Source organism: Nocardia cyriacigeorgica (assembly GCF_005863245.1).
Taxonomy (GTDB): domain Bacteria; phylum Actinomycetota; class Actinomycetes; order Mycobacteriales; family Mycobacteriaceae; genus Nocardia; species Nocardia cyriacigeorgica_C.
Map to the genome: position 1 here is coordinate 65434 of NZ_VBUT01000005.1, position 26301 is coordinate 91734.

Consider the following 26301-nt stretch of genomic DNA (forward strand, 5'->3'; position numbering starts at 1 on the left):
CGCCGACATGGTCGATTTCGGTCTCATCGATGAATGGACGCCCGCGCCCGGCCGGCTCATCACCTGGGTCGCCTCGCCGCGGTCGCTCGAACGGGCGCAACAGGCGCCGGTGCATCCGGCGCCGCCGTCGCTGCAACAGGAGCAGTATCTGCGGCTGGCCGACCGGCACGCGCACGCCGAATTCCGGTTCTCCGGGCTGTGCCTGGTCACCGCGGAGATCCCGATCGGCGACCTGGACCGGGACGCGATGACCCGGGTGATCCACCAGTTCCTCTTGCGGCACGACACCTTCCGCACCTGGTTCGCCATCGAACCGGGCGGGACGGTGCGGCGGCATCTGGTGCCCGAGGACGCGGTCGAGTTCGTTCCGATCGATTACGGCCGGATCGACGACCCGGAATCCATTCGCACCCATGTGGAGAAGACGACTCCGGGGCCGTTCCAATGGGATTGCTTCACCTTCGGTGCGATCGAGCACGGCGAATCGACCACGGTGTACCTCGCCGTCGACCATCTGCACACCGACGGATTGGGTCAATACCTGTCCGCCTCGGACTTCGCACAGCTGTACGCGGGGCAGATGTGGGGTGCGGCGGAGCCGCTGCCGCCCGCGGCGAGCTACCTGGACTACTGCATCGCCGAACGCGCGCACAGCGACCGGCTGACCTTGTCGTCACCGGGTGTGCGTAAATGGCTGGAGTTGTTGCGCGGCAACGATAATCGGCTGCCGTCGTTTCCGCTGGATCTCGGCAAACGATCCGACGGATACAACCGCAGCGCCCACCGCAGCATCCTGCTGCTGGACGAGGACGACGCGGCCAGGTTCGAGCAGGTGTGCCGCGCGCACGACGCCGAATTCGTCGGCGGCGCGTTCGCGGCCGCGGCGCTGGCCGAACGCGAACTCACCGATTCCGACTACTACTTCGGAATGACGCCGATCAGTACCAGGACCTCGGCGGCCGAAGGCAATTCGGTCGGCTGGTACGTGACGCTGGTGCCGGTGGCGTTCCCACTCGGCCCGTCCACCACGTACACCCGGGCGCTGACCATCGCCCAGCGCGCCTACGAGAACGGGCTGCGGCTGGCGCCCACGTCCTTCCACCGCGTGCTGGAACTGCTGCCCGCCGATTCCGAGATCAAGGCCGAACCGGGCTGGGTCACCCCGATGATCTCGTTCATCGACGCCAGGGATTTCGCCGGACACGAGTTCTTCGACGAGATCACCGCGGGCGTATACGCCAACCGCGCCGCCTCGGAGGAGGTGCTCATCTGGATCAACCGGCTGCCGACGGGGACCTGGTTGAGCGTCATCTATCCCGGCACCGAGGTCGCGCACGCCTCGGTGGAACGCTATGTCGCCGCGATGAAATCGGTGTTCGTGGCGATCGCCGCGACCGCGGAATCCCGCTGACCCAGGAGGATATGTGCCCACCGTGTTCCGGGATCCGTGGATTCCCGACGGCGAGAAGTCGGTGTATTCGGTCCGGCCCGCCGATCAGCCGCAGGGCTTCGAGATGACCAATCTCATCGTCCGGGAGCCGGGCGGGTACCTGTCGACGGTCGAGGCCCGTATCGGCGGGGCCGGGCGCGCGGGCACCGATCTGTCCATGACGATCGAGCAGCGGTTCAAACGGGCGGGCGAGCGGCTGCGGGCCGAGCACTACCGGGCCGAAACCCGGTCGGGGAGCATGGTGGTCTCGCGGGAAGAAGCGACCTTCCTGCATACCACGCACCTGCAACTCGGCGCGGGACCGGCGCCGTTTCCGCTGAACATCATGCCGATCGCCGGCGGGCTGACGCTGCTGCGCGGACTCGACTTCGCCGAGGGCCATGTGGAGCAGATCGACGTGTGGCTGGCGTTCTCGGTGCATTGGCCACTGATCGCCAAGATCGAAAAGCGCCTTGTCGTCGAGGTGCCCGCGGGCAGCGTGCCCTGCTGGCAGGTGCGGTTGCGGCCGGGGTTCGCACAGGTGAACATGCTGCTGGACAAGGTGATCGGCGGGATCTTGCCGCCGTTCATCGCCCACTTCGAGGAGGCGCCGCCGCATCGGCTGGTGCGGATGAGCTTTCCCACCCAGCTGGCGCTGTCGGGGCAGCGCGCGCTCATGGAGCTCACGGCATGACGATGGTGCCGGATCCGGCGACGCTGCGGCAGCAGGTGCGCACGGAGCTACCGGCCTGGCTGGCCTTCGCCGGCTGCCTGATCGCGGTGTTCATGCAGATGATCGACGTGACCATCGTCAACACCGCGCTGCCGGACCTCACCGCCGATCTGCACGCGTCGCGGTCGGCGCAGCTGCTGGTGATCTCCGGGTATTCGCTGGCCTTCGCCTGCACGCTGCTCACCGCCGCCCGGGTCGGGGCCATGGTGGGCCGCCGGGCGATGTTCTTGGTTTCGGTGGCCGCGTTCACCGCCGCCTCGATCTGGTGCGGGCTGGCCACCGGGGCGACAGAGCTGGTGCTCGCCCGCGTGATCCAAGGCGCGGCGGGTGCCGGGATGGCGGCGCAGACGATCGCCATCCTCACCGCCAGCTTTCCCCGTGAACGTCATCCGCTGGTGTTCGCGCTGTACGGGGGCGTCGCCGGGTTCGCCGGGATGCTCGGGCCGATCGTCGGCGGTGCGCTGATCACCCTCGATATCGGCGGCTGGGGTTGGCGGTCGGTGTTCCTGATCAACTTGCCCATCGGAGTGCTCGCCTTCGGGCTGGCATGGCGGTACTTGCGGATGGGCCGCCCGGCCGGTCGGGAACGGCTCGACCTGGCCGGGGTGGCGCTGTCCACGGCCGGATTGTTCGCGCTGATATTCGCGCTCGCCGAGATCCAGCAGCGCGGGTGGGGCTGGGAGCTGGTCGCGCTGCTCGCGATCGGTTTCGCGGTGACGGCAATGTTTGTGATCCATCAGCGTAGGCAGGCCGGACGGGGCGGGCTTCCGTTGGTTCGGCTGGACCTGTTCGCCGACCGCGGCTTCCGCATCGGATCCGTGCTGGTCGGCGCGTTCTTCGGGCTGTTCACCGCTTTCGTCTTCGCCGCCTCGATCACCATGCAGGATGTGCTCGGCTATTCGCCGTGGCACACCGGGCTGGTGATGACGCTGTTCGCCCTCGGTGCGGGCACCGGAGCCGTCGGTTCGCTGTTTCTCGTGCAGCGCTGGGGGATTCGCGTCCTCGCGGCAGGGATCGCGCTGTTCGGTGGGTGCATGGCCGCGGGTGCGATATACCTGCACCTCAGCGGTGGCGAGATCAATGCGCTGCTGTGGGCGGGTCCGGTGTTCGCCTCGGGGTTCGGTGTCGGCATTTTCGGGGTGCAGTTGCAGCCGATCATGCTGTCCGGGTTGGACGCGGACCGTATGGCGGAGGCCTCCGGTGTGCTGCCGACCATCGAGCAGGTGGGTAACGCCGTCGGGCTCGCGGTGCTGACGACGCTGTTCTTCGGCTCGCACACCATCGGCGGCACGATCACCATGATGGCGGCGATAGCGGTCGTTGCGGTGGCGCTGGGTGCGTTGACGCTGGCGATGCCGGAGGCCGCCGACCGTTCTCGGGTCGAGTAGCCGACGGCGTCCTTCTGCGGATCAGCTCGATCGCCGCGCACCGGATGTGTCTGCGGGGTTCTCACCGCCCGCTCGGCGGCATTCGGGCCGGATCCGATGGCGGGCGGTGATGGACTATTGCGCGGCCGTACTGCGCTTGGGCAGCTTCCAGCCCGGACGCGGGAAATGGCAGGTGTAGCCATCAGGGAAGCGCTCGAGGTAGTCCTGGTGTTCGGGCTCGGCCTCCCAGAACTCACTCGCCGGGGTCACCTCGGTGACCACCTTGCCCGGCCACAGCCCGGAATCCTCGACGTCGGCGATGGTCTCCAGCGCGGTCCGGCGCTGGTCCTCGTCGAGGTAGAAGATGGCCGACCGGTAGCTGGTGCCGATGTCGTTGCCCTGGCGATCCTTGGTGGTGGGGTCGTGGATCTGGAAGAAGAATTCCAGCAGGGCGCGGTAATCGGTCTGATCCGGGTCGTAGACGATCTCCACGGCCTCGGCATGCCCGGGATGATTGCGATAGGTGGGGTGGTCATTGCTGCCGCCGGTGTAGCCGACGCGGGTCGACAGCACGCCGGGCTGCTTGCGGATCAGGTCCTGCATCCCCCAGAAGCATCCGCCCGCCAGCACCGCTTTCCGTGGATTGCTCATGCCGTCTCCTTCTCCTCACCGTCCCGTTTGCCGAGGTCCGGGTCCGTGCTGCACCCGGCCTTCCGGTCGACCCGTAGAACATGTCGATCCACCGGATAATTCCGCACCGCGGGGGCAGCGGCAAGGACCAGCGTGCGGGGGGCTCGGCCGGACAGGGTGCGACGGGCCTCGGCCGGAGCGCGGCCGGCCCTCGGCGGACAGTGCGCGACCGCGCTGTCGCGCCGGTGGACGCCGGGCATCCTCCGAGTGCTTCCGCCTGTCCTTGGATAGCTACTCCTCGGCGAACACCCTTGTGGCGCAACAGCATATCGATGACAATGAAACGGGCCGTCATTCGGCTCCAGGGGACGTATCGGCCGTCGCGCCGCACCGACAAGTGGGGATCAGATGAGAGTCAAACGCTTCACCGCCACCGCTGTACTCGCCATCGGAATGCTCGGAGCGACCACCGGCGTCGTTCACGCTCACCCGGCGTCACCGGCCATCGAAACCATCGCGGTGCAGGGCGCCGAACAAGGCATCGGCTACACCGCCGCGCCGACCGCCGATGGCACGGCCGTCGCCGCCACCGTCGACCAGGGCGGATTCGCGCTGACCGCGGGCGGCACAGCCGTCACCCTCACCGATGGCACCGGCCGGGTCGTCCTCACGCTCCCGATGGCCTTCGTCGCCGACGGTCACAAATTCGGCCTCACGCCGCAGATCACCGACGCCGGCCGGACCCTCACCCTCACCCCGGTCGGCGCGCCCGCCGCCACCACCGACCGCCTCGCCTCCTTCGTCGACGACGACGCGGCCACCCTGGCCCGCAAACAGCACAACGCCGGTGTCGGGGCGCTCATCGGCGCCGGAATCGGCGCGGTCCTCGGATTCTTCCTCGGTGGCGTCGGCGCCCTGGTCACGGTGCCGATCGGTGCCGGGATCGGAGCCCTGATCGGATTCGCCACGCCGTAGTTTCCGCATCATCGGCCCACGTCGCCGATCGCGTCGGCTCCTGCGGGTTCGGCAGTACTGCTGCCGCACCGCAGTCGTGGCGACCGTGGCGGGCGGGTACGCGAGTTCAGTTCGTGAACGGCACGTGGGCCGCCGGGCAGCCGCTATCGGGCATGGTCAGATCGATCAGATAGCGCTCCCGGACGGCCTGCACGCATGGGCTGGTCGGATTGTGGCCATAGCCGGGAATCGCCATCAGGTGGGCGTGGCCGAGAGCCTCCTGCGCCCGCTGGGCGGCCGGCAAAGGAGTGGCGGGGTCGAACCGGTTGTTGATCAGCAGCGCCGGGGTCTGCGTCCGCAACGTCCATGGTCCCGTGTAGCGCTGCGGATAGCCCTGTTCGGGCAGGGGCCACGAGGCGCAGGCTTGCAGCGGATACAGCCAGTACCCGCCGAAAGTGGGTGCGGTCCGGTCGAGTTCGCGGGTGAGTTCGGGCCAGCGGTCCGGATCGCGGGGCAGTGTGTTGTCGGCGCAGGTGATCGCGACGAAGGATTCGAGGAAGTCGTAGCTGAACGGCGCCTGCGCCAGCACCGCGCGAGCGGCGGCCGGATCGCCCAGCGTGCCGCGTTCGAGCTCGGCCAACAGCTGAGCCAGCGCGGACCACCCCTGATCGGGGTCGTAGAGCAAGGCCGCGTGGACCAACATCAGGTCGTGGTAGCTGAATGCCAGTGTGTCGGTGCCCGACCCGATGACGATCGGGGCCTGCTCGAGCCGATCCAGCAGCGCGGTATGCCGCTGCCGTACGTCCGCACCGGCGAAGGCACACGCACCGGTCCCGCCCGCCTCGCACAGCCTGAGAAATTCGGTGAGCACCTCTTCGGTGCCCGCGGCGGCGTCACCGAGCGCGGTGACACTGTCGTTGGTGTAGCGCTGCGGGTCGATCATGGAACCGAGCTGCAACGCCCGCACCCGCTCGGGGAACAGCACTCCGTACACCTGTCCCAGGTAGCTGGCGTAGGAGTACCCGAAGTAGTTCATCTGCGACTCGCCGACAGCGCGCCGCAGCAGGTCGAGGTCGCGCGCCGCGTCGACGCTGGTCAGATAGGGGAGTATGGCGCCGCTGTGCTCGGCGCATTCCGCGGCCAGTTCCCGAGCCGCCGCCGCGGCAGCCCTTTCCTGGTCGGCATTCACCGGCGGGATCCGTAGAGCGTCCCAGAACTGTTGCTGCGCAGCGTCGTCAGCGAAACACCTGACCTGCCCACTGCGCCCGATTCCACGCTGATCGAAGGTCACCACATCGAATCGTTGCGCGAGCTCACCCGACAGCAGATCGGAATCCCGAGCCCAGTCGTAACCGGATCCACCAGGTCCGCCGACCGCACCGAACACCGTCCCGATCCGCCGCGCCGGATCGGCCGCGGGACGGCGAATCACCGCCAGTGAGATCGTCTCCCCGTCCGGTCGCGCATAGTCCAGCGGAACCTGCGCCCGCGCACACTCGTACCGTTCGAGCCCGGGCTCATCACACCGGCCCCAGTCCAGCCGTGGAGTGGGCGCGGCGTCGGCCTCCGCGACCAGCCGTTCGCGCTGCGCCGCACCGGAATCCGGTCGAGCCGAGTCCTGTCGCCCGGAATCCGCGCATCCCGCGACTACCAGCGCCATCACCAGCGCGAAAACAGCTGTGGTCCACCGCATGCCTCGATGATCCGCGGCCGCGCCCGCCCGAGCATCCTCCTTTGGATCGACATCGACCCCGGAGTTCAGGCCGACATCTACCCGGAGTAGGTACGCCACCTATCCGGCGTGGGGCAGCTCCTGGCCGCTGAGGCACATCCGGCCGATGCGCGCAGCCGCGGGATCACTGGTTCTGTGTTGCGAGGCGGCCTGCGAGCGCGAGAAAGGATGCGCCGAAGACGCGGCGCATCCACATCACCACGGCGGGCCGGGAGATGACCTGTTGGCGCAGTCCGGCCGCGCAGGCACCGTAGATCGCGAACACCACGAATGTGGCGAGCATGAACATGCCGCTGAGTTCCAGCATGCGCCCCAGCGCGTTCGGCGCGCCGGAGGGCACGAACTGGGGCAGGAACGCGAAGAAGAAGATGGTGAGCTTCGGGTTCAGGATATTGAGCAGCACGGCCGAAACGATCACCTTGCGTGCGGAGGGAAGGGCGTTCTCGGTCTGCACTGGAAGCGCGAGCACGCCCTTGTCCCGAAACGTGGTCCACGCCATGTACACCAGGTAGGCGACGCCGAGGTACTTCAGGGTGTGGAACGCAACCGCGCTGGCATTGAGAATCGCCGCCACACCCGTGATCGCCGCGACCATATGCGGAACAATGCCGAGCGTGCACCCGAAGGCGGCGATCACACTGGCCCTGACGCCGTGCGACAAACCCGCCGCGATGGTGTACAGCACGCCGGTGCCGGGAGTCGCGACGATGACGAGCGTAGTCACCACGAATTCGATGCTCATCTCCGCCACATTAACCCCCACCGGGCGCAGCGAATAGCGCTATTCACGCAGGTACCGTTCGATTTCGGTGAGGGAGGCGCATTCGAACAACCGCTCACCGTCGTCGAGGTCGACCAGCGTCCATCGGTCGGGTTGTTTCGGTTCCGCGATCAGCTGGTAGCCGGCTCGGCGGGCGCGGGCCATCAGGAAGCTGAGGCGGGTGGCGTTGGGAGTGCGCCGAAGTGGGTCGCTCATTGGTGCCTTCGATGGTCGGGGTCTGTGACGGATGATTGCCGGAGGGCGTCGGCGATCCGCTGGAGTGTGGCGACTTCCGGTGTAGGGCAAGGGCGTCGACGTTTCGGCGCGGGAATGTCGGTGCGACCGGGAGTGCGTCGCGGCAGGTCGGGCAGCATCGGTACCTCGGTGTCGTTGGTCAGTAGCCCATACGCGGTCGGTCGGCGGGCACCATGCGCTGTGCGTCGACAAGGCGGGCCTTTGCTTGCTGTTTGAGCGGGCAAATCGAGATAGGGCAGTCGATATGGCGCTGCATCACCGAGTGCGCAAGCGTGATCGTCATGACCGGCACGCGTTGATGATCGGTGATGGGCAGCCCGTACGTATCGAGCGAGGACCGGTTCACCGGTGCCTCCGCTCGTGACGGAACGAACGAGAGGGCCACGCCGGTTCGCTCGAGGCGAGATGCACAGCCTCGCGAACAGTCAGCCCGAGCGCCTGAGCTGAATTCGCTGCACCGCAAGCAAACTCGGCGACATGCAGTGCGGCGACCGCCTGCTCGAGGTTGAGCGTGCGCCCCGGTAGGAACGACACCACCCACCCGCCCTGTCCGACCGACCGCGCCTGATGCGCGCACCGGTCGCTGATGAGCCGAACGCCATTGACTACCTGCACCGACATCGTTCCTCGATCCCCTTCGAGTGCGTGGTGACTTACGAGCCTGAAGCCTACGGATAGTGAAGGTACAGTACTGAAATTCAGTAATCAATGTCTCTATGGATTCCGGTATGCTGCTCCTGCGCATCGCATAGCCACTCGAGCTAGGGAGACCCATGGCGCCGATCTCTCCAACCGTTGCGGGTTGGGAACTGATGCTTCGCGTTCGCCAACGCGCGAAGGAACTCGGCGTGACTTCGGGCGTCATCCAGAAGACCCTTGGTATCGGCGCGACCTACCGGTCGCAGGTCGTGAACTTCAAGGGCGTCATGACCGAGAGCAAGTTGTCCGCGCTGCTCGATCTCCTCGAGGTCGGCGCGGACGAGCGCGAGGAGTTGCTCGCACTGCGCGCTACCGCGAAGGACAGGGGATGGTGGAACCAATACTCGGCCCTGTTCGGCGAGGACACGTTTCGATATTTCGGGCTCGAGCACGGTGCATCGTCGATCAATAGCTACGAGAGCGGAGTGATTCCTGGGTTGCTCCAGACCGAGGACTATGTTCGCGCCCTGACCACTTCGATTGTCGCGACGAAACCCGCAGAATCCGAACAGCGCGTACAGGCACGCCTCCGGCGGCAAGAGCGACTGACGGGCGACGATCGACTTCGCCTGACCGTGGTAGTGGGCCAAGCGGCGCTGATGCAGCAGGTGGGCGGGCCGGAGGTGCAGCGCGCGCAGCTGCGCCACATCGCAGACATGGTGGAGCGATACCCGGACACGATCGACCTCCGGGTCATCCCGTTCACCGCCGAGGGCAGTGCGGCCGTGAACGCGGCAACCGTCCATCTGCTGGACTTCGACAGTCCCCGCCTGCCGACAGTGGCGTGGCTCGAATCCGCGGTATACGCCGAACTCATCGATGACCCGCGGATGATCGAACAGTTGAAGTACCAGTACGCCCGTGCGCGGTCCTCGGCACTGGGTCCCGATGAGTCGGTTCAGCTCATCCGGGAGGTCGAACGCCAGATTCTGTGACCGATCCGGGCGCGTACGGTGCCCAGGCCGGCATTGTCTGTGCCAGATCCGGCAACTTTTTGTTCCGTATGGACCAGTAGGATCGCGCCTATGCGCTCGTGGTTTAAGTCGTCATTCTCAGGCTCGGAGCATACGTGCGTGGAGGTCCGTTTCTCCGGTGAGTCGGTGCTGATGCGCGACAGTAAGTACCTGCGTGTTCCTGGGGCCGATCCGGCTCGGCAGCCGGTGATCGAGGTGCCGGCCGCGCGGTGGGGGGTGTTTCTGGACAGCGTTGTCGACGGCGAGTCCCCGGCGGGGACCGGGTTGCCGGTGGTGGCTCGGGGTGTGGATGGGGTGGTTGTGTCTTTCGGTGGGGTGTCGCTGCGGTTTACGAAGGCCGAATGGGAGGCCTTCGTGTCGGGTATCGCGGTGGGGGAGTTCGCCGCGGTATAGCCGCGAGAAGGTTGGTCTGTAGGTTCCGGGGAGGGTTCACTCTTCCCAGTCCCAATGCACGTAGACCTTCTCGGTGAGGTTCGACTTCCACACGCTGGGGGTCTGGTCGTGGAACGGGGTGCGGGTGTCGAGGGAGTGCGTGAGCGTGTCGAAGAATTCGAGCAGCGTGCCGGCCCACAGGGTGCCTTCGAAAGCGCCCGAGCCGATACCCAATTCGATGACGTGACCGTAGGTCGGTCCGGGGCGGTGCTCGACGAACAGGATCCCGGCGTCGATGGAGTGAGCGATCGGAACCCATTGGTGGGCATGGCCGTAGAGGGCCTCTTCGGGTATGCCCGATGCTCGATTCTCGGCGCTGAAGGTTGTTCGCCACTCGCGACCGGCGAGGATCTGGTCGATCGGGTCGAGCATGTACGTCATCGGCAGGAAATCGGCGCCTTCGACGGCATTCCCGTCGACATATAGGGCACCGTTGTGATGTTCGAGCAGTGCCCGAACATCGGGGTGCAGCGCGAAACCCTGGACAGCTTCCAGATGCGCGATCTGCTCGGCGGTGGCGCCAGGTTGCAGGGTTGCGACCGAGGCGGGCGAGTACATGCCGAGCTGATGCACGAAACGAGTCCAGACCTGATCGAAGGTGCGCGGAGCGGATTGGGGCATGTGGTGACCATACCGACGGGCACCGACACGTCGACGCGTCCCGACTGGTGGGGAACAGCTAGCGGCTGGAGACCGTGAGCTTTCGGGCGGTGCGGTGCGGATCCTGCGTTCCGCAACGAAATGGACTGCTGGATAGCATAATAGGTCCTCGCTCGGGATGAGACCGCACCTGGATCTGGGGGACAATGCTGGCCCGTAGGACGCTGTTGCTTGCTGCGCTGGTCGCTCCGCTGGTGGGCTGCGGTGACGGTGTGCTGGGTACCCCCGGCGCCGTGCGGATCGCGGTGGCGTGGAGTGGGTCGGAGCTGGCGGCGTTTCGCCGGGTGCTGGAAGCGCTCGGGTTGTCGGGCTCGGTGGATGTGATTCCGCTCGGTGACGAGATCGGCACCGCGTTGACCGGTGGACGTTCGGCGCCGGAGTTGGTGATGTTGCCCCTGGCGGGGCGAGTTCGTGAGCTGGCCGCGCGCGGCGCGCTGCGGGATGTGCCCGAATCGTTGTGGGCCGATGAAGCGCAGGAGCCGCGTTATCCGCCGGTGTGGCGCGGGCTGCTCTACCACGACGGACGTCCCTACGGTGTGCCGTTCAAGGCGGCGGACAAGTCGCTGGTCTGGTTCGACCGGGAATCGGCGCGCGAGTACGAGATCGGTGATCCGTCCCGATGGACGTTGGCGGATTGGCTCACCCGCATCGAGTTCCTCGCCGGCACGGACATGCACCTGCTCGCGCTCGCCGCGGGCGACGGCTGGGCATTGACCGACCTGTTCGAAAACCTGCTGTACGCCGAATCCCCGGACACCTACACCGCGCTCGCCGCCGCCGGCGCGGACGCGGTCTGGGAACGCGACGCGGTGCGCGCGGCGCTGCACCGGCTCGGCACCTGGTCGGTGCACGATTCGGCCTATCCCGGCGGTATCGGCACGGCCCTCACCATGCAGTTCTCCGATGCGGTGCGGGAGGTGTTCCAGCGGAGGCGGGCGGTGATGGTGGTGGCGCCGGATTTCGCCGAGCCGGTCGTGCGTAAGGCCGTCGCTGCCTCGGGCCGCAATCCTTACGACGTCGTCGGCGTCACGGGTTTTCCCGCGATCGAGGCCGACGGGACTGCACCACGGATATTCGGCGGCGACGCGCTCGTGCTGAACCGGGCCGCCGACGAGCGGGCCGAGCGGGTGCTCGTCGCGCTGGCCGAACCCTCGGCGCCGTTGCAGTGGATCAACTCCTTCCACGGGTTCCTCGCCCCGAATCTGGCCACCGACGCCGCCTATTCGCCGTTCCTGCGGATGTCGGCCCAACGCCTGCGCGGCGATGTGGTGTTCGAGCTGCCCGACCGATTCGGCCCGGCCGGCGGGCGCCACGAATTGTGGCGGGTGCTCACCGAGTACCTGACCGCCGTCGACGCCGACCGCGCTCACGTCACCCGTGCGGTCAACCAGGCCGTTCTCGCTCTCACCGGGCGGTGAGTCGCGGCCGATGAACACGATCCCCGGTTTCTCCAGCAACGGTGTGCGGCTCGAGCTCGCGACGCGACGCATGCGCGGCGCACTGATCGGCGGCAGACACCCCTGGCGCGGATGGGAACGCACCCAGCTCATGCCCGCGGTGCTGCTTCAGGCTCTGTTACTCATCGCCTCGGCGTGGACGGTGGCGACCGCCGGGCCTCGGGTGGGTGTGCCGCTGGCGGTGCTCGCCTGCGGGGTCGCCGCGGTGTTCGTGCTGCGCAAGGCGGTGCGTCCGCAGCCGCGGGCGCGCATGTGGACGGTGTACGCCGTTGTGCTCGCGCCCGGTCCGTTGCTGTTCTGCCGCATCGCGAACGCCGACGAGCTCGGGGTGTACGTGCGCACACTGCTGTTCGTGGCCGCCGGTCTGGTGTTGATGGCGCTGGCGCTGGCCGCGGCCTGGTTCGGGCGCGGCGTGCGCTGGGTGTGGCTGCCGCTGGTGGTGCCGTTCGGCATCGCCGCATTCGTGTCGGGTCTGGCGTTCCGGGTGATGTTCGAGCAGGCGGTGCCCGTCGGCGACGTCGGCACCTTCCGCACGGGGTACCGGTGGATGCCGCTGTTCGCGTTCTGGTGGACCTGGTTCGGTTTCCTCGCCGGGATCTTCTCGGCGGCGCTGCGCGCGATCGAAGCGGACGCGGTGCGCTGGGGTTACCTCACCGGACCCACCACCTCGTTTCGGCCTGCCGTGCTGATGTGGCGGCTGCTGCGGCTGATGCAACCGGTGCTGTTGGTCACCGGGATCGCCGTGGTGGTCGCCGCCGCACGGGTTTTCGACGTGATTCTCATCGGGGTCCCGGCCTCCTACCAGTACCAGCGCGACAGCGCGACCGTGCGCTGGTGGCGGTTGGTGACGGGGGAGAGCACCGCCGCCGAGGCGGCCATGTATTCGGTGCCGCTGGCGGTTCTGGTCGGCATGTGCGCGTTCGCGCTGTGGAAGGCCGGCGGCGCCAGGGAGATCCGACTCCCGCTGCGCCCGAACCCGCACGAGCCGTACGGCGTGCCGCGCACCCGGTGGCCGACGACGGTGTTCGCGGTGCTGGTCGCCGCGGTGTTCGCGGCGCCGCTGCTCATGCTGCTGTGGGTGTCGACGCGTCGTCCGGGTGGTCACGGCTGGCCCGCGCTCAGCCGCGTCTGGGAGGCGGGTCTGCCGTCGACGCTGGGCCTGACGACCTTGGTCGCGACCGTCGCCACCGTGCTCGCGGTCTCGGCGGCGCTGCCGGTGGCGCGCTGGCTGTCGACCACGGCGTCGGGCACCTGGCGTTTCCGGATCGCCATCACCGGGCTGGTTTTGCTGGCCGTGCTGCCCGCCCAGATGTATCTGGGGCCGATCGACCAGGTGAGCGGGGCGCTGGGGTTCTCGGGAACGCAGTATCCGCTGATGCTGGTCCACGCGGCGGCTGGCATCCCGGTCACCGTGCTGATCCTGCGCGGCGCGCTACGGGCGGCCGCCGAGAATCCGCGCACGGCCGCGATCCACGGGCCTGCCCGGCCGGGGGCGGTGGCGCGGCGGGTGTGGGCCGGGGCCGGCGGCGCGGTCGTCGCCGCCGCGGTGCTGGAATTCGTTCAGGTGTGGAACGACTTCTTCGTCAGTCTCATGATCAGCGGGGCCGGGGTGAGCCCGTGGTCGCTGCTGCTGTGGGGCGAAGCCCGCCACTTCGACGAGAACCTGCCGCAACTGGCCGCCGGATCACTGGTTTTCGCGATCGTGCCGGTCACGCTGTTGCTGGCCACCTGGCGCCGGTTCCTGGTGCCCGCGCTCACCGGAGGAGTGCTGCGGTGACCGATCCGACGCGGCGGCCGCGATCCCCGGTGGTGCGGGCGGTGCCGTCGACCGGGGTCCGCCTTCGGTTCGGCGGCGGCGCACTGGCCGGCGCCATCCTGCTCGGGCTGATCATCAATATCGTGTCGAGCCTGTTCCTGGAACGTGGTGTCGGCCTGCTGATCTCGGTGGGGCTGCTGGTGATCGGCGTGATCGTCGTCGTGGTGCTGGTGGCCCGGTGGTTGTCGGCCGAACAGCGCCGACTACGCGAAAGTCCCTACACCGCACGAGAACTCGAGCTGCTCGCCCAATTCGACGATGCCGAGACCCCGATCGGCGTGCATACCTGCGCCCCGCGCCCGGTCACGGTTCGCGACGATTGCGGTGTCGAGGCGAGCGTGCTGGGTGCGCTGCCGGTGCACGAATACACCGCCGCCGCCCTGCTCGACGTGCTGACCGCCGTGCTGGACGCACCCACCCGCATCCCCGCCGCCGCCGAACCCGCGTACCCGAGCGCACCGCTGCTGCTCGCCGACCTCGAGCGGCAGGGCTGCGTCGAGGCCGCCGGGGTGCAGCAATACCGCATCGTCACCGTGCCGCCCGCCGGTGCCATGGCCGAGGTGCGGACGCGGGTGCAGTGGCGGGCCGCGATCACCGCCCTCGCTCGTCACCACGCCGACCAGGCCGAACGGTGGGCGATCGGACTCGGCACGCTGCGCTTCGCCGCCGCCGCGCGGCGCTGGTTCGAGGTGGAGGAACCATTCCTGCGCCGACTGGTGCTCGGCTGCGCGGCGTTCGGCGCGCGGCTGCCGCGCAGCGTGACACCCGGACTGATCCGGATCAGCGACGCCCTCGACGTCTGGCACGCGCGCACCGGTGGTTACGACGTCGAACTCGCCGCGGCGGTGGCCCGGCTGCCCGGACTGGACACCTTCGGCGCGCACGCCGCCCAGGTGCGGCTGCGCGCGGGCCGGCCCGAACCCGCACCCCGCGGCGGCGAGGGTGGCCGCTACGCCGATCTGGCCGCACGTCGCGAACACGCAACGGCCCTCGGCGAGCTCGCCGATCCGGCGATGACAGACCCGCAGCAGCTGGAGCAGGCCCGCAAGCGGCTCGAACGGGTCTGGTGGATGCTGCCGCGCGAGGACATCCCCGGCGAGGTCTGCGCGCTGGTGAATCTGGGTGTGGTGCTGTTGTGTCAGGGCCGCCTCGACGACGCGCAGGATCGCCTCGAACTGGCGGAGGCGCTCACCAGCCAGGGCCGCGACCCGGGCGGCCGCGCGCACATGCACGAGATCCTCGGGCATGTGTGGTGGGCGCGCGGCGAGGGGATCCGCGCGCTGCGCTGCTGGCGCCTGTCGCTCACCGCGAACCGTGCGCTGTGCGACGACCACGCCGTCGCGCGCTGCCTCCAGCACCTGGCCGCGGCGGTGATCGTGGACCCGCGCTGCGCCGACGACGTCCTCGGCCCCGACCCGCAACGCCTACCCCGCACCGCGGTGAAAGAGGCGACCGGCTGGCTCGCCCACGCACTCCGGCTCAATCCCCGCGCGCTGACCGCGAACGACTACCGTGACCTGGCGGTCCGGCAGTACGGCATCACACCGCGCAGCGGTATCGGGCAGTGGCCCCTGGCGCTCGAGGAGAGTGTCCCGAGCGATTGATCAGTCCGGCGGTTCCTGGGCGCCGCCGGTCTCGGCCAGATCCGGTGCCACTTCGCGAGTCGCCATCCCGCCGTCGCGGCCCTGATCGGTGGGGCCGGGGCGATCCTTGTCCGGCTCGTCGACGTCGTCGTAGTCGTTCTGTCGGGGCATGAGTCCTCCTCGGTGTTTTCCTCGCAGTACCCCGCTTCCGGCGCGTTCATCGCGCTGGCGCCACGATCTTCGCGGCGAACACCCGGTGACTGCGCTGCCCACGTGGACAGCCGGTCAGGCGGCCTGATGGATCTCGCGCGCGGAGTCGCCGACGACGGCCGTCTCGGCCCCGGTCAGCGTGCGGATGAACGCGATCTGCGCGGCTCGTCCACGCGCGGCCGAGCGTTCGAATTGGCCGGGAACCGCCCGCGCCCAGACCGTACGGGCGAGGTTGATCGGTGCCCGCAGCATCGGATACCACGGCAACGTGTAGGCGGGCAGGCCGAGTTTCCGCATCGCGTCCGGGCCGAGCAGCATGGTGGCGATCGACAGATGCTGAGAGCGCGCGATGCGGCGTCGCGGCCCGGCGAGGTGGTCGTAATGCCAGCTCAGCGGTTCATCACGCATCGGCAGCGCCAGCTGGGGTGAGGTCTCGTCGGGGTTCGTGATCGCCGTCATCGTGTGGTAGAGGATGCGGACGCTGTCGCGGAAATCCTTCGGCAGGAAGCGTTCCTCCACGCCCATCACCCAGCCGACGTAGCGCGTGAAATGCGCGACGGCGTCGGCGTCGCGCGGGGTCACCAGCCCACCCATACCGATGGCGCCGATCATCGGAGCGATCAGCGCGCCGATGATCGTGGCCGCCATATCGGTCTGGTTGATCGGCAGGCCCCATTCCTCGTCGCGCCAATCCGGCTGAGCCGCGATATGGCGGCGGACCATCGCGTGCACCATGCGCACGTGCATCGTCGACCGGTAGCCGAGACCCAGCGGCCGCATCCCGTTGGTCGAGGTGACGTCCATCGCCCACTGCGTCGTCTCGGCGAACCGCTTGGCCGGACCCTTCTCCAAAGCTCCTGTGCGCAGCAGGGTTTGGTTGAAACCGGACGCCAGGTAGCCGCCGAGTAGCGACATGTCGCGCGCGACGTAGAGCCCGTCGCGGCCGCCGAGGCCGAAGACGAGTTCGGCGTGCCGGATCTTTCGCCAGTCGACCCACTCGGGCACGGCTTCGACGTACTCGAAGAACTCCCGCAGCGGCGCCGGCGCCTCGGGCACGGCATCGATGCCCTCCCGGAGCGCCCGCTCGAACAGCGGCCGGGTGGTCGCCATCCCCTCGCGGTACATCCAGTCCACCAGCTCGTCCATCGGCCGGTCGCCGATGGTCAGCGCCACACCCAGTTCATCGAACTCAGCGGGCGTCGGCTTGCGCAGCCCGAGGGCGCGTGCGAACGGTGCCAGGCCGAGCCCTGGGACGGTCTGCGGCGCGTCCGGGTGCCGGCCCGGGATCGTCGAAGCCATGGTCACTCTCCTTTGAGTAGGCGCGCACAGCGGCGCCGTGTGGATCCGACGGCGCCCTCGTCCGCAGCTTCTGGCAAGAGTCTCTACCAGAAGCAACGGTTTGGCAAGACTCTCTGCCAAAGTGCGACAGTTCACCCGCAAGGGGTGATTCGCCCACCGTTGACGGGCTCATAGCGTCGGTAGCGCGTGGAGTGAGCAGCCGCGCCGCTGTTCCGCCCGCTCGCCAGGTGATGGTCCGGCAGTCGAAAGGGGTGCCGCATGAACGGCATCGTGGTCGCGGTCGTCGGCGTACTGCTGTGCTTCTACGGCATCCGCTCGGTCCACCTCGGCATCCTGGCGATCGGCTTCGGCCTCGGCTGGATGATCGCCGACCTGTTCAACGCCTCGTTCTGGTGGCTGCTGCTGGTCGCCCTGATCGGCGCGATCTCCTCGTGGGTGGTGACCTCGCTGATCTTCCGGTTCGCCGCCTACTTCATCGGCGGGCTCACCGGCGCGATGATCGGCACCAAACTGGCGATGGTGCTGCAACCCGGCGACAAGAACTGGGCGCTGAGCATGATCGTCGCGCTGGCGGTCTGCGTCGCGGGCGCCTTCCTCGCGCAGAAGTTCCGCGCCCGCGCCCTGCTGTGGCTGACCTCGATCGGCGGCGCGAGCATGATTCTCAGCGGCGTCGCCCGCATGAGCGATTCGCTGGAATTCCTGCGCAGCCCCGACGCAGGCTGGCAGCAGATCACCTCGACCCTGGCCTGGATCGGGCTGTCGGTGCTCGGCTGGATCACCCAGCGCCACCTGTTCGCCGAGAAGCTCGGCATCGAGCACCTCGCGGGCGACGACGACAAGCCCGACATGCGTCAGCGCAACGGTGGCTGGCCGGCGGGCTGACCGACTGTACGCCGGTGCGCCCCATCAGCGGATCTCACAATGCGGTATCCGGCTCCGGTGATGTCACCGGCCCTGACTAGCATTTATGCGGCGAACCTTTCGATCAAGCCCCGAGGATCTGCGTTGACGACTGAACAACTCGACCGCTGGAACAGCCAGGAAGCAGCCGCAGAGGCGATGATCCCCATCATCGGTACGTTGTATCGAGACAAAGGTGTGACGATCCTGCTGCACAGTCGATCGCTGGTGAACAAGTCGGTGATCAGCATCCTGCGCACCCACCGTTTCGCCCGCCAGATCGAAGGTGAAGAGCTGTCGGTCGGCGAGACGCTTCCGGTTTTGCAGACCCTCACCGACCTGGATCTCGGGCCGTGCAAGATCGATCTCGGCCAGCTGATCATGGCCTACCGCGCCGACGATCGCGGCCTGTCGATCCGCGAATTCACCGCCGCCATCCTGGCCGATGTGACCAACGGCAAGGTGCAGTCCAACGGGCCGCGCGATGTGGTCCTGTACGGCTTCGGCCGCATCGGCCGGCTGGTGGCCCGGCTGCTCATCGAGAAGGCCGGCTCCGGAAACGGCCTGAACCTGCGCGCGGTGGTGGTGCGCCGCGGCGGGGCCGACGACCTGGTCAAGCGCGCGTCGCTGCTGCGCCGGGACTCGGTGCACGGCCAGTTCAACGGCACGATCAAGGTCGACGCCGACAACGACACCCTCATCGCCAACGGCAACGTCATCAAGTTCATCTACAGCAACGATCCGGCGACGGTCGACTACACCCAGTACGGCATCGACAACGCCATCCTGATCGACAACACCGGCAAATGGCGTGACCGCGAGGGCCTGTCCAAGCACCTGCGTCCCGGCATCGCCAAGGTGGTGCTCACCGCGCCCGGTAAGGGTGACGTGCCCAATATCGTCCACGGCGTCAACCACCGCAGCCTCGACCTGTCCCAGCAGATCTTCTCCTGCGCCTCCTGCACCACCAACGCGATCGTGCCGCCGCTGAAGGCGATGGACGACGAATTCGGCATCCTGCGCGGCCACGTGGAGACCGTGCACTCGTTCACCAACGACCAGAACCTGCTGGACAACTACCACAACGCCGACCGCCGCGGCCGCTCCGCGCCGTTCAACCTGGTGCTCACCGAAACCGGCGCCGCCTCCGCCGTCGCCAAGGCAATGCCCGACTTCAAGGCCAAGATCACCGGCAACTCCATCCGCGTCCCCACCCCCGACGTCTCGATGGCGATCCTCAACCTGCACCTGAAGCGCGAAACCACCAAGGCCGAGGTCAACGAGTACATGCGCCAGGTGTCGCTGTCCGGCCCGCTGAGCCGCAACCTCGACTACACCGCCGCCACCGACGTCGTCTCCAGCGACTTCATCGGCTCCCGCGCCGCCTCCATCATCGACGCCAACGCCACCATCGTCGAAGGCGACACCGCCATTCTCTACGTCTGGTACGACAACGAATTCGGCTACTCCTGCCAGGTGGTGCGCACGGTCCAGTACATCTCGGGCATCGAGTACCCGACGTATCCGCAGCTCGGGGCGCCGCAGGAAGTGGCAGCCGTCGCCGGCTGATCTGCCGGTTCGTTCGACATCACCGCGAGGTCCGGGGAACCCACATGGCTCCCCGGACCCCCTCGTTCCTCGGTGGTACCGAGCGGTCACCGCTTGTCCCGGTGTTCGGGCAGCGTCACCGCCAAGATCAGCACGATCAGCGGCAGGCCGGTGGCAATGACATACGCCAGCGTGATCACTGTGTCCGCCCGGTCGATCCGATGACCGCCGACCGCCGTGGATACTGCCGTGCGGCGGTGATCAGGTCGGCTGCTTCGGTGACCACCCACCACGGAGTGCCGGGCTCGAGGGTGCCGAGGTGGGGGACCGCTACCGCGTCTGCGAGATGATCCAGCGCGTGCTGCACGGCGATAAGCGCGGCTAGAACGGCAGCTGCGTCGGTATATACGGTGTAGACGATCCTCAGACGATGCCTTTGCGTCAGTGCCTCGAAGACAACTGGATCGTGTCGGCTGTGTAGTAGAGCAATCGCGCGTGTCCGTTTGTCGTGTTCGGTCAAAGCGCCCGCTCCTCGTATAGATACTTCGTGACCGATGGGCCGGATATCAGGACGGTGATCACTGGGAGGCCTCGACGAATTGCACTGCGAGCTGGAACCGAGGGCATTTGTGTGCGGCGTGGTCGGCCATCAGATGAATGGCTTGGGCTCGCCCGCGCACGGGTTCGCTGCTCTTGCAAGCTGATGGGTAGTCGAGAAGACGAAGTCCGGCGGCAACGCGCTCGAGGAGGCTCCGGTTCCGCGTGTGCCAGCGTCGCCCGCTGGCCGCGAGCGACTGATCGCGTTTGAGCCTGGTTGGAAGGTTCATGGCTCCCAGGTTTGCGGTCGTGTGGCATTCGAAGAACTCACCGGACCCGTACCGAGCCCGTACCCTGGCGGTACTACTGCTGAGGGGAGGAAGTCCGAGATGGCGATCGTCACGTGGACCGGGCGAGAGGTCGCGGCACTGCGTGCAGCATTGCGAGACACTCAGATTCAGTTCGCCGACCGAATCGGTTGTTCGCTGGAGGCAGTCGGCAAATGGGAGCGCAGGGGTGCAGATATCCGCCTTGGCGCGAGGTACTCCGAGTGCATGGACACCGCTCACAGAAGGCTCGACGACGCGCAGCGGGCGCGCTTCGATGCCGCATTGCGGGGGCGGGACTCTGCTCTCCGAGCGGTCGGGGCCGAGACGTCCCCGCCGAGTAATGCCGCAAACTTGCTCGACCCGCAGGAAGCCCACGACATGAGACGACGTGATTTCGGGGCCGCCATCCTAGGCCTGCCGGCCCTCGCGGCGGATGTTGCGAAGTCGGGCTTGGCGCCTGCGCCAATCGAGGTATCAGACATGGTCAGTGGTGCCCGCGTGGCACCGGAACTCGCGGACTACTTTCGCAGCCAGCTTTCCGGTCATTACACCGCGGATATGTATCTCGGGCCGCTTTACCTCATCCCCACTGTGCAGGCTCAAACAGAACTGATCGCCCGGATCGCTGGCGCCGTCGGCACGTCGGTGCGGCGGGATCTACTCGAAATCGGTACCGCCTATGCCGCTCTGGTCGGCTGGCTATACCAGGATGCGGGGAATCGTGCGGCCTCCTCGAGATGGCGCGCCACCACATTGGCCCTCGCGCACCGCTGCGGCAACCCTCAGCTCATCTCCTATGCGCTATCGAATATGGCAATGCTCGCGCTGGACGACAACGACGGCCGTATGGTGGTCGACTATGCGCGGGCAGCCCTTGCAGCCGGCCCGAAGCTGTCGCCGAAAGTCCGCGTGATGGCGCTCCAGTACGAAGCGCAGGGCCACGCCATGCTCGGTGATCGGCCGCAGCGGACCGCCTGCTCGATGAAACTGTTCCGCTTATCGACCAGATCGACGACGCGTACCCGTGGGGAAACGCCTGCCGCCGCACGCCGCACTATGTCGAAGTGCAACGGGCGACCTGTTACGGCCGGACCGGCGGCATACGGGACGCCGGGTATGCGGCCGCCCTGTGGGACGAGATCATGGACTCCATGCCGGAGTCAGCGCGCCGCGACAACGCGGTGTTCCGGGCACGGCAATCGGCGGTGCTCGCCAGAGTCCCTGACCTGGACAGGGCCGTGTGGGCGGCTGCGGAAGCGGTTGAGGCGGTGCGAATCACCGGATCGGCCAGGCTCCGCAGCGAATTACAGGTCGTAGCTTCCCATGCACACGCATGGGCGGATACGTCAGCTGGGCGCGAGCTTCGCGCCCTCGTAGGGTCACTCGCATGACGGAAATCCCTGCACCGCTTGACGACAGCGAGATCACCCGACGCCTGGAAACGCTACCTGGTTGGAAGCGCGACGGTGACGAGATCACGCGCTCTTTCACGCATACCTATCACGAGTGCGTGCACCTGGCTATGTACGTCGCGGCGAAGGCCCGCGAGGTGAGCCACCATCCCGACATGCTGATCACATGGCAGCGGATCGAATTCCGGATCACGACTCACGACGCCGGTCGGAAGCTGACCGAGCTGGACTTCGACCTCGCACGGAACATCGACAGGATCGCGGCAGCGGCCGGCGCCACTCCGGCCGATGAGCTCTGAGACCGATGGAGGAACGCGACCCTTGCTAGTCAATCCTGCCGCGTTGACCGTATTGTGCTACGGCGATTCCAATACCTTCGGTCAACCCTCCGATGGGCGCGGACGATTGCCGTCGGACGTGCGATGGACCGGGCGCCTACAGCAGTTTCTGGGTGCCGGCTACGCGATCATCGAAGAAGGTCTCGGCGGTCGCACAACCGACCTTGACGATCCTGATCGTGATGATCGCAACGGACGCACCTATTTTCGGCCGTGCCTACGCAGCCACTCGCCGCTTGATCTGGTCGTCATCATGCTCGGCAACAACGATCTCAAAACGAAGTTCGACCGGGAGGTAGGTGCGATCGCCGCCGCGCTCGAAGGCTACGTCGACGATATCGAGTGCACCGCCTGGACCCGGGCCGGCGGAGTGCCCTCGGTATTGCTGGTCAGTCCGATCCATCTGGATGCTGATCAACCCGCCTTCGCTGAACAGAGTTCCGAATACGACGCCGAGTCGGTGCGCAAGTCGCGCGAACTCGGTCCCGAGATTCGCCATGTCGCCGATAAGCGCAAGACCATGTTCCTCGATGCTGCGACCGTTGCGCGCCCGGGCGTTGATGGGATCCACCTGAGCCGAGACTCACATGAACCCCTATCGAAGCTGATCGCTCACGAAATCCGGTCGATTCTGTGATCGCGATGGCCCGGCGCCGTCGACTGAACGGCGGGCTGGATCCTGGTGACGCGGCCCCGGGCTGACGTGATCCGGGGCCGCGAGATCCACACCACGAAGGTGAGAATTTCGTCAACCCGCTCGCGGGTGTCAGTCCAGATGCGGTGGCGGTCGTATTCGGTCTTTCGCTCGGCTGCACATCGGTTGTTGCACTTCAGGATTAGGAACCTGCACGCCGATGACGTCCGGCTGTTGGCGGCCGCGGACCGCCGGTGAGTTTCGGATCCGCGCGACGCAGCTCGGAGGCCACCAGGTCTGCCGTGTCGCAGAACTCGGCGAGTGCATGGTCGAGTTGTCTACGTATTTGGGAGAGTTCGCGGGATGCGGCTTTGCGCCGCGCGAGCAATCCGTCCGTGTCCCGCATGTGGTCACGCATACTCAGGCATCAGCCCTTTCTGAAATATTGCGGCACCGAGTGCGGAGACCGTGCAGGCGGCCCTTTGCGACGAACGCTGAATCGTGGTGAAGGCGCATACGTTGATGGCGGAAATCGACGTGACAGCAGCGAAGTCGCCGATATCGGTTGATGGATCGCTGTCGGATTTCATGTATTCCGGATACCCATGGCCCGCCGCGATCAAACCCGTGATGCAGCGTTTGGTGCTCGTCGTCCGATCGGTGGACCCTGAATTGCTGCCGGTGTCAAAGTATTCCGCTCAGCCTTCCTGGACGGGACGGTATCTCAGGATAGGGGATCGTGATCGAGTTCCGGCCTGGTCGACCCGTTGATCGCCGACCATGGGTAATGTTCCGATCGCGATGTCGAAACCGAGGGTAGGACGTTATGCCGATCACCAATCAGCAGGTGACCCCACACCGGTTCCTCCGTCTTCTCGACGAGGACGATTTCTATCCAGGCGAGCTGGTGGGCCGAGGTAAGGCGATCCTGCTGAGGCTATGTGAGCGCATTGAGGTCGAGCAGCCCGCCGACCTTTCGGCGCTGTACCTCCTTACCCAGGAAGCTACCGAGGAATTCAATGCGCTCGAAGTCGAGTTCGACTCGGCAGGAGGAGAATTCGACACGATCGCACGCGAGGAAATTGGCGAGGACTTCTGGTTCATCGCCCGCGCCTATGGTTTCCATGAGGCGGACCCAGAGGAGTTGATCGCCACCCGCGAGTGGTGAGCGGGGAGGTGGTGGCTGGTGGCGCGGTCGGCGACTAACGATGTTCGGGGTTGGCGAAGTCGGGGCGACAGCCCGCGTCCCATTCGCTGCGGCGGTTGCCTTCGGCTGGGAAGCCGCCGGCGTCGCGGAGCATCGCGGCCAGGTGCATGAGGTTGTAGGTCATGAAGGTGAGGTTGCGGTTGGTGAAGTCGTTGTCGGGGCCGCCGGAGCCCGGGTCGAGGTAGGACGGGCCGGGGCCGGCTTCGCCGATCCAGCCGGCGTCGGCTTGCGGCGGGATGGCGTAACCGAGGTGCTGCATGCTGTAGAGCAGGTTCATCGCGCAGTGCTTCACACCGTCCTCGTTGCCGGTGATCAGGCACCCACCGACCCGGCCGTAGTAGGCGTACTGCCCGGCCTCGTTGAGCAGGCTCGAACAGGCATACAGCCGTTCGACCACTCGCTTCATCACCGAACTGTTGTCGCCGAGCCAGATCGGCCCGCACAACACCAGAATCTCCGCCGCCATCACCTTCTCGAACAGCGCCGGCCAGGCATCGCTGGCCCACCCGTGCTCGGTCATATCCGGCCACACTCCGGTCGCGATGTCATGATCGATGGCCCGAATAACCTCGACCTCCACACCGTGCCCCCGCATGATCCCCGCCGACCGGTCGATCAACCCATCGGTATTGCTGACTTCCGGCGACGGCTTGAGCGTCGCGTTGATGAACAACGCCCGCAGCCCCGAGAACCGGCCGGAAATCTCACCGTCCACGTGATCCATGCTGAGCTCCCTTCCTCGAAGCAGCCGACCATTCCTGGACTATCCACGCGGCATGCGGGCTTCACATTCCTCGAACGGCACGCCCGACTGGACACAGTCGTAGAGACCACTTTGGACGTCCCCGGAGGTGGGTGGCTCACCGCAGAGCAGCCCGCACCGCTTGTAGCCCGGCACCTCTGACCCGTCGGGGTAGTGGCAACCGGAATCGTCGCAGGTGTAGTCGCGCATGTTGGGGTCGTGCGGCACGAGATCACGCGACAGCGACCAGACGTAGGCGTCCGTTTGGGAGACCCGCGTGCAGTAGACCGTTCTGCCATCGGCGAGCTGCGCAACAGCACCGTGATCATCGCAGTAGTCGTTCAAATTGACCTGTTGGCTCGCGACCGCATCTGCGGAGCCGCTGTCCACAGCAGGGGCAGCGGTCACGGCCCCGGCGGATGCCGCGGCGAGTGCGACGACGCCGAAGATTGCTCCGGCAAGTCGGGCGACAACGGTGGTGCGTGGTGTGGCGGACTGCATCGGATAGGTCCCGTCTGTCGGCCCCGACCCGTCCTGCGTCGACTCTAACGCCGCAGGTCCACCGACACGCGAGGTTTCGGCTGGTCAGAATCCTCGATGTGACGTTGAGGCCGAGATCTCGTGACGGGGGCGCCGGCCCGGATCACGGCTTCCAGGTGATCCGCCCACCCTGGAAGTCCTGGGCTTTACCGCCCTGATGATCGTATTCATCGCTGGTCGGGTACCCGTAGCGTCCGTTGTCGGCGCCGGCGGCGAGCCAGGTGTCGCGGATGGAACCCCAGATGATGTGGGCGCCGGTGGCGGGGGACCAGTAGATGTCGCCGCCGTTGAAGCGGTTGAAGCGACCGTTGTTCTTGGCGGTGGCTTCGTCGGTGATGGGGAAGCCGAGGGGGCTGTTCTCCCAGCCGACGGTGCCCCATTTGTCGCGGATGGCGCCGCCGATCTGGTGGGCGGCGGTGCCGAGGGACCAGTAGATGGAGTTGTTGCGTTCGAAGGCCTGGAACTTTCCGCCGTTGGCGTCGAGTTCGGGGGTGATGGGGTTGCCGAAGGTGTTGTAGCCGCCGGCCTGGTCGTATTTGACCTCGATGGCCCCGCCGACGTCGAAGGGGCCGATGGGGCGGGCGCCCGCGGTGGTGGCGAAGGCGGTGGCGAGGGCCAGTCCGGTGGCGGCGAGTGCGGTGGCGGTAGTGATCTTGCGGCGTGCCAAGTGAGCCTCCTAGGTCAGATGGTGCGCGGTCGTTGCCGAGAGGCGGTTGTCGGCACGATTCACCGACGTTCCGCCTCGGCGGATGTGGACATGTGGCATCCCCGAATGCTCTCCAGCCCTATCGGCCAGGCCGCGGCGGCCGTTAGCGTGGCCGTCGTCTCGCCGCGCGAACCGGCGCGACGTGACCCCAGCGGACCGCGCTCAGTCCGGTGGGTCGATCCGGAACCCGATCTTGACCGTGACCTGGGTGTGGGCGATGGCGCCGTCGACGATGTGGCCGCGCACGCTCACCATCTCGAACCATTCGAGATTGCGCACGGTCTCACCGGCGCGGGTGACCGCATTGGTGATGGCGGCGTCGACGCCGTCTGGAGAGGAACCGACCACCTCGATAACGCGATAGACGTGATCACTCATGGATCGAGTGTGGCAGCCATCACAGCCGTGCGGGGCGGGT

The 26301-nt window shown here is 67.1% G+C and carries 28 protein-coding genes; 14 read left to right on the forward strand and 14 right to left on the reverse strand.

Annotated elements, in window-relative coordinates; translation table 11 throughout:
* Nucleotides 1-7 precede the first annotated feature (7 nt).
* From FEK34_RS13450 to FEK34_RS13460, 3 genes are read left to right on the forward strand one after another with little or no spacing between them, the layout of a single operon-like run.
* The gene (locus FEK34_RS13450) at nt 8-1411 is read left to right on the forward strand and encodes a condensation domain-containing protein (protein ID WP_138448221.1); all 1404 of its coding nucleotides are present in this window, start codon (nt 8-10) and stop codon (nt 1409-1411) included.
* A gap of 13 nt (nt 1412-1424) precedes the next feature.
* Nucleotides 1425-2123 (forward strand): hypothetical protein, encoded by a 699-nt coding sequence (locus FEK34_RS13455; protein WP_138448222.1) that lies wholly within the window; start codon nt 1425-1427, stop codon nt 2121-2123.
* A complete protein-coding gene (locus tag FEK34_RS13460; RefSeq protein WP_138448223.1) occupies nt 2120-3550 on the forward strand; it encodes an MFS transporter in 1431 nt (476 codons plus the stop codon). The genes FEK34_RS13455 and FEK34_RS13460 overlap by 4 nt, the downstream gene beginning before the upstream one ends.
* Nucleotides 3551-3664: 114 nt before the next feature.
* Here FEK34_RS13460 and msrA read toward each other — a convergent pair whose 3' ends face one another.
* Nucleotides 3665-4180, reverse strand: coding sequence for a peptide-methionine (S)-S-oxide reductase MsrA (gene msrA / locus FEK34_RS13465; RefSeq protein ID WP_138448224.1), 516 nt, complete (start codon nt 4178-4180; stop codon nt 3665-3667).
* Nucleotides 4181-4567: 387 nt separating this feature from the next.
* Between msrA and FEK34_RS13470 the strand changes: the two genes are divergently transcribed.
* On the forward strand, nt 4568-5134 hold the full coding sequence (locus FEK34_RS13470) for a hypothetical protein (protein WP_249359105.1): 567 nt from the start codon (nt 4568-4570) through the stop codon (nt 5132-5134).
* Between the two features lie 106 nt (nt 5135-5240).
* Here the strand turns inward: FEK34_RS13470 and FEK34_RS13475 are convergent, their stop codons facing one another.
* The 4 genes from FEK34_RS13475 to FEK34_RS13490 all read right to left on the reverse strand — a co-directional run bounded on the left by FEK34_RS13475 (nt 5241) and on the right by FEK34_RS13490 (nt 8206).
* Nucleotides 5241-6806: an alpha/beta hydrolase gene (locus FEK34_RS13475; RefSeq protein WP_249359107.1), complete on the reverse strand. Its 1566-nt coding sequence runs from the start codon at nt 6804-6806 to the stop codon at nt 5241-5243.
* A 163-nt stretch (nt 6807-6969) separates the two neighbouring features.
* Nucleotides 6970-7587, reverse strand: a complete 618-nt coding sequence (locus tag FEK34_RS13480; RefSeq protein WP_138448225.1) for a LysE family translocator — start codon at nt 7585-7587, stop codon at nt 6970-6972.
* Between the two features lie 39 nt (nt 7588-7626).
* A complete protein-coding gene (locus FEK34_RS13485) occupies nt 7627-7821 on the reverse strand; it encodes a hypothetical protein (RefSeq protein WP_138448226.1) in 195 nt (64 codons plus the stop codon).
* Between the two features lie 178 nt (nt 7822-7999).
* Nucleotides 8000-8206: a hypothetical protein gene (locus tag FEK34_RS13490; RefSeq protein ID WP_138448227.1), complete on the reverse strand. Its 207-nt coding sequence runs from the start codon at nt 8204-8206 to the stop codon at nt 8000-8002.
* A gap of 427 nt (nt 8207-8633) precedes the next feature.
* Here FEK34_RS13490 and FEK34_RS13500 point away from each other — a divergent pair, with 427 nt between their 5' ends.
* Complete coding sequence (locus tag FEK34_RS13500; RefSeq protein ID WP_138448229.1) at nt 8634-9494, forward strand: DUF5753 domain-containing protein; 861 nt, start codon at nt 8634-8636, stop codon at nt 9492-9494.
* A gap of 90 nt (nt 9495-9584) precedes the next feature.
* The gene (locus FEK34_RS13505; protein WP_138448230.1) at nt 9585-9926 is read left to right on the forward strand and encodes a DUF397 domain-containing protein; all 342 of its coding nucleotides are present in this window, start codon (nt 9585-9587) and stop codon (nt 9924-9926) included.
* Nucleotides 9927-9962: 36 nt separating this feature from the next.
* On the opposite strand, the gene FEK34_RS13510 is transcribed toward FEK34_RS13505, so the two are convergent.
* On the reverse strand, nt 9963-10586 hold the full coding sequence (locus tag FEK34_RS13510; RefSeq protein ID WP_138448231.1) for an SMI1/KNR4 family protein: 624 nt from the start codon (nt 10584-10586) through the stop codon (nt 9963-9965).
* Between the two features lie 185 nt (nt 10587-10771).
* On the opposite strand from FEK34_RS13510, the gene FEK34_RS13515 reads away from it, so the two are divergent.
* Genes FEK34_RS13515 through FEK34_RS13525 form a run of 3 tightly spaced genes read left to right on the forward strand, consistent with a single transcriptional unit; the run spans nt 10772 to nt 15502 of the window.
* Nucleotides 10772-12043: an ABC transporter substrate-binding protein gene (locus tag FEK34_RS13515; protein ID WP_138448232.1), complete on the forward strand. Its 1272-nt coding sequence runs from the start codon at nt 10772-10774 to the stop codon at nt 12041-12043.
* A gap of 10 nt (nt 12044-12053) precedes the next feature.
* Nucleotides 12054-13859, forward strand: coding sequence for a hypothetical protein (locus FEK34_RS13520; protein ID WP_138448233.1), 1806 nt, complete (start codon nt 12054-12056; stop codon nt 13857-13859).
* Entirely contained in the window at nt 13856-15502 is a 1647-nt protein-coding gene (locus tag FEK34_RS13525; RefSeq protein ID WP_138448234.1) for a hypothetical protein, read from the forward strand. Before FEK34_RS13520 ends, FEK34_RS13525 begins: the two co-directional genes overlap by 4 nt.
* On the opposite strand, the gene FEK34_RS29985 is transcribed toward FEK34_RS13525, so the two are convergent.
* Together FEK34_RS29985 and FEK34_RS13530 are read right to left on the reverse strand one after the other, a co-directional pair.
* The gene (locus tag FEK34_RS29985) at nt 15503-15652 is read right to left on the reverse strand and encodes a hypothetical protein (protein ID WP_171048208.1); all 150 of its coding nucleotides are present in this window, start codon (nt 15650-15652) and stop codon (nt 15503-15505) included. It lies immediately after the preceding gene.
* Nucleotides 15653-15766: 114 nt separating this feature from the next.
* On the reverse strand, nt 15767-16990 hold the full coding sequence (locus FEK34_RS13530) for an oxygenase MpaB family protein (RefSeq protein WP_138448235.1): 1224 nt from the start codon (nt 16988-16990) through the stop codon (nt 15767-15769).
* 258 nt (nt 16991-17248) lie between these two features.
* Here FEK34_RS13530 and FEK34_RS13535 point away from each other — a divergent pair, with 258 nt between their 5' ends.
* Both FEK34_RS13535 and FEK34_RS13540 read left to right on the forward strand, forming a co-directional pair.
* On the forward strand, nt 17249-17872 hold the full coding sequence (locus FEK34_RS13535; RefSeq protein WP_138448236.1) for a TMEM198/TM7SF3 family protein: 624 nt from the start codon (nt 17249-17251) through the stop codon (nt 17870-17872).
* A 123-nt stretch (nt 17873-17995) separates the two neighbouring features.
* The gene (locus FEK34_RS13540) at nt 17996-19459 is read left to right on the forward strand and encodes a glyceraldehyde-3-phosphate dehydrogenase (RefSeq protein ID WP_138448237.1); all 1464 of its coding nucleotides are present in this window, start codon (nt 17996-17998) and stop codon (nt 19457-19459) included.
* A gap of 175 nt (nt 19460-19634) precedes the next feature.
* Here FEK34_RS13540 and FEK34_RS13545 read toward each other — a convergent pair whose 3' ends face one another.
* Nucleotides 19635-19958 carry a hypothetical protein gene (locus FEK34_RS13545; RefSeq protein ID WP_138448238.1) on the reverse strand — a complete coding sequence of 108 codons (324 nt, stop codon included), beginning with the start codon at nt 19956-19958 and terminating at the stop codon, nt 19635-19637.
* A gap of 1733 nt (nt 19959-21691) precedes the next feature.
* Here FEK34_RS13545 and FEK34_RS13550 point away from each other — a divergent pair.
* The gene (locus FEK34_RS13550) at nt 21692-22015 is read left to right on the forward strand and encodes a 4a-hydroxytetrahydrobiopterin dehydratase (RefSeq protein WP_138448239.1); all 324 of its coding nucleotides are present in this window, start codon (nt 21692-21694) and stop codon (nt 22013-22015) included.
* A complete protein-coding gene (locus FEK34_RS13555) occupies nt 22005-22691 on the forward strand; it encodes a GDSL-type esterase/lipase family protein (RefSeq protein WP_249359115.1) in 687 nt (228 codons plus the stop codon). Before FEK34_RS13550 ends, FEK34_RS13555 begins: the two co-directional genes overlap by 11 nt.
* Nucleotides 22692-23098: 407 nt before the next feature.
* Here FEK34_RS13555 and FEK34_RS13560 read toward each other — a convergent pair whose 3' ends face one another.
* Nucleotides 23099-23278 (reverse strand): hypothetical protein, encoded by a 180-nt coding sequence (locus FEK34_RS13560; protein ID WP_138448240.1) that lies wholly within the window; start codon nt 23276-23278, stop codon nt 23099-23101.
* 236 nt (nt 23279-23514) lie between these two features.
* Between FEK34_RS13560 and FEK34_RS13565 the strand changes: the two genes are divergently transcribed.
* Entirely contained in the window at nt 23515-23856 is a 342-nt protein-coding gene (locus tag FEK34_RS13565) for a DUF5713 family protein (protein WP_138448241.1), read from the forward strand.
* A 34-nt stretch (nt 23857-23890) separates the two neighbouring features.
* On the opposite strand, the gene FEK34_RS13570 is transcribed toward FEK34_RS13565, so the two are convergent.
* From FEK34_RS13570 to FEK34_RS13585, 4 genes are all read right to left on the reverse strand, one after another.
* Nucleotides 23891-24619 carry a flavodoxin family protein gene (locus FEK34_RS13570; protein WP_138448242.1) on the reverse strand — a complete coding sequence of 243 codons (729 nt, stop codon included), beginning with the start codon at nt 24617-24619 and terminating at the stop codon, nt 23891-23893.
* Nucleotides 24620-24658: 39 nt separating this feature from the next.
* The gene (locus tag FEK34_RS13575) at nt 24659-25138 is read right to left on the reverse strand and encodes a hypothetical protein (protein WP_138448243.1); all 480 of its coding nucleotides are present in this window, start codon (nt 25136-25138) and stop codon (nt 24659-24661) included.
* Between the two features lie 142 nt (nt 25139-25280).
* Nucleotides 25281-25844: an LGFP repeat-containing protein gene (locus FEK34_RS13580; protein WP_138448244.1), complete on the reverse strand. Its 564-nt coding sequence runs from the start codon at nt 25842-25844 to the stop codon at nt 25281-25283.
* Nucleotides 25845-26045: 201 nt separating this feature from the next.
* Nucleotides 26046-26261 carry a dodecin gene (locus tag FEK34_RS13585; protein WP_138448245.1) on the reverse strand — a complete coding sequence of 72 codons (216 nt, stop codon included), beginning with the start codon at nt 26259-26261 and terminating at the stop codon, nt 26046-26048.
* Nucleotides 26262-26301: the final 40 nt, after the last annotated feature.

Excerpts from the sequence above, each read along its gene's own strand:
- FEK34_RS13575 (WP_138448243.1), bottom strand. The coding sequence starts at position 25,138 with ATGCAGTCCGCCACACCACGCACCACCGTTGTCGCCCGACTTGCCGGA.
- FEK34_RS13550 (WP_138448239.1), top strand. The coding sequence starts at position 21,692 with ATGACGGAAATCCCTGCACCGCTTGACGACAGCGAGATCACCCGACGC.
- FEK34_RS13560 (WP_138448240.1), bottom strand. The coding sequence starts at position 23,278 with ATGAAATCCGACAGCGATCCATCAACCGATATCGGCGACTTCGCTGCT.
- FEK34_RS13480 (WP_138448225.1), bottom strand. The coding sequence starts at position 7,587 with ATGAGCATCGAATTCGTGGTGACTACGCTCGTCATCGTCGCGACTCCC.
- FEK34_RS13505 (WP_138448230.1), top strand. The coding sequence starts at position 9,585 with ATGCGCTCGTGGTTTAAGTCGTCATTCTCAGGCTCGGAGCATACGTGC.
- FEK34_RS13470 (WP_249359105.1), top strand. The coding sequence starts at position 4,568 with ATGAGAGTCAAACGCTTCACCGCCACCGCTGTACTCGCCATCGGAATG.
- FEK34_RS13500 (WP_138448229.1), top strand. The coding sequence starts at position 8,634 with ATGGCGCCGATCTCTCCAACCGTTGCGGGTTGGGAACTGATGCTTCGC.
- FEK34_RS13535 (WP_138448236.1), top strand. The coding sequence starts at position 17,249 with ATGAACGGCATCGTGGTCGCGGTCGTCGGCGTACTGCTGTGCTTCTAC.
- msrA (WP_138448224.1), bottom strand. The coding sequence starts at position 4,180 with ATGAGCAATCCACGGAAAGCGGTGCTGGCGGGCGGATGCTTCTGGGGG.
- FEK34_RS13515 (WP_138448232.1), top strand. The coding sequence starts at position 10,772 with ATGCTGGCCCGTAGGACGCTGTTGCTTGCTGCGCTGGTCGCTCCGCTG.
- FEK34_RS29985 (WP_171048208.1), bottom strand. The coding sequence starts at position 15,652 with ATGCCCCGACAGAACGACTACGACGACGTCGACGAGCCGGACAAGGAT.
- FEK34_RS13570 (WP_138448242.1), bottom strand. The coding sequence starts at position 24,619 with ATGGATCACGTGGACGGTGAGATTTCCGGCCGGTTCTCGGGGCTGCGG.
- FEK34_RS13555 (WP_249359115.1), top strand. The coding sequence starts at position 22,005 with ATGAGCTCTGAGACCGATGGAGGAACGCGACCCTTGCTAGTCAATCCT.
- FEK34_RS13460 (WP_138448223.1), top strand. The coding sequence starts at position 2,120 with ATGACGATGGTGCCGGATCCGGCGACGCTGCGGCAGCAGGTGCGCACG.
- FEK34_RS13520 (WP_138448233.1), top strand. The coding sequence starts at position 12,054 with ATGAACACGATCCCCGGTTTCTCCAGCAACGGTGTGCGGCTCGAGCTC.
- FEK34_RS13485 (WP_138448226.1), bottom strand. The coding sequence starts at position 7,821 with ATGAGCGACCCACTTCGGCGCACTCCCAACGCCACCCGCCTCAGCTTC.
- FEK34_RS13585 (WP_138448245.1), bottom strand. The coding sequence starts at position 26,261 with ATGAGTGATCACGTCTATCGCGTTATCGAGGTGGTCGGTTCCTCTCCA.
- FEK34_RS13510 (WP_138448231.1), bottom strand. The coding sequence starts at position 10,586 with ATGCCCCAATCCGCTCCGCGCACCTTCGATCAGGTCTGGACTCGTTTC.
- FEK34_RS13450 (WP_138448221.1), top strand. The coding sequence starts at position 8 with ATGGTCGATTTCGGTCTCATCGATGAATGGACGCCCGCGCCCGGCCGG.
- FEK34_RS13475 (WP_249359107.1), bottom strand. The coding sequence starts at position 6,806 with ATGCGGTGGACCACAGCTGTTTTCGCGCTGGTGATGGCGCTGGTAGTC.
- FEK34_RS13565 (WP_138448241.1), top strand. The coding sequence starts at position 23,515 with ATGCCGATCACCAATCAGCAGGTGACCCCACACCGGTTCCTCCGTCTT.
- FEK34_RS13530 (WP_138448235.1), bottom strand. The coding sequence starts at position 16,990 with ATGGCTTCGACGATCCCGGGCCGGCACCCGGACGCGCCGCAGACCGTC.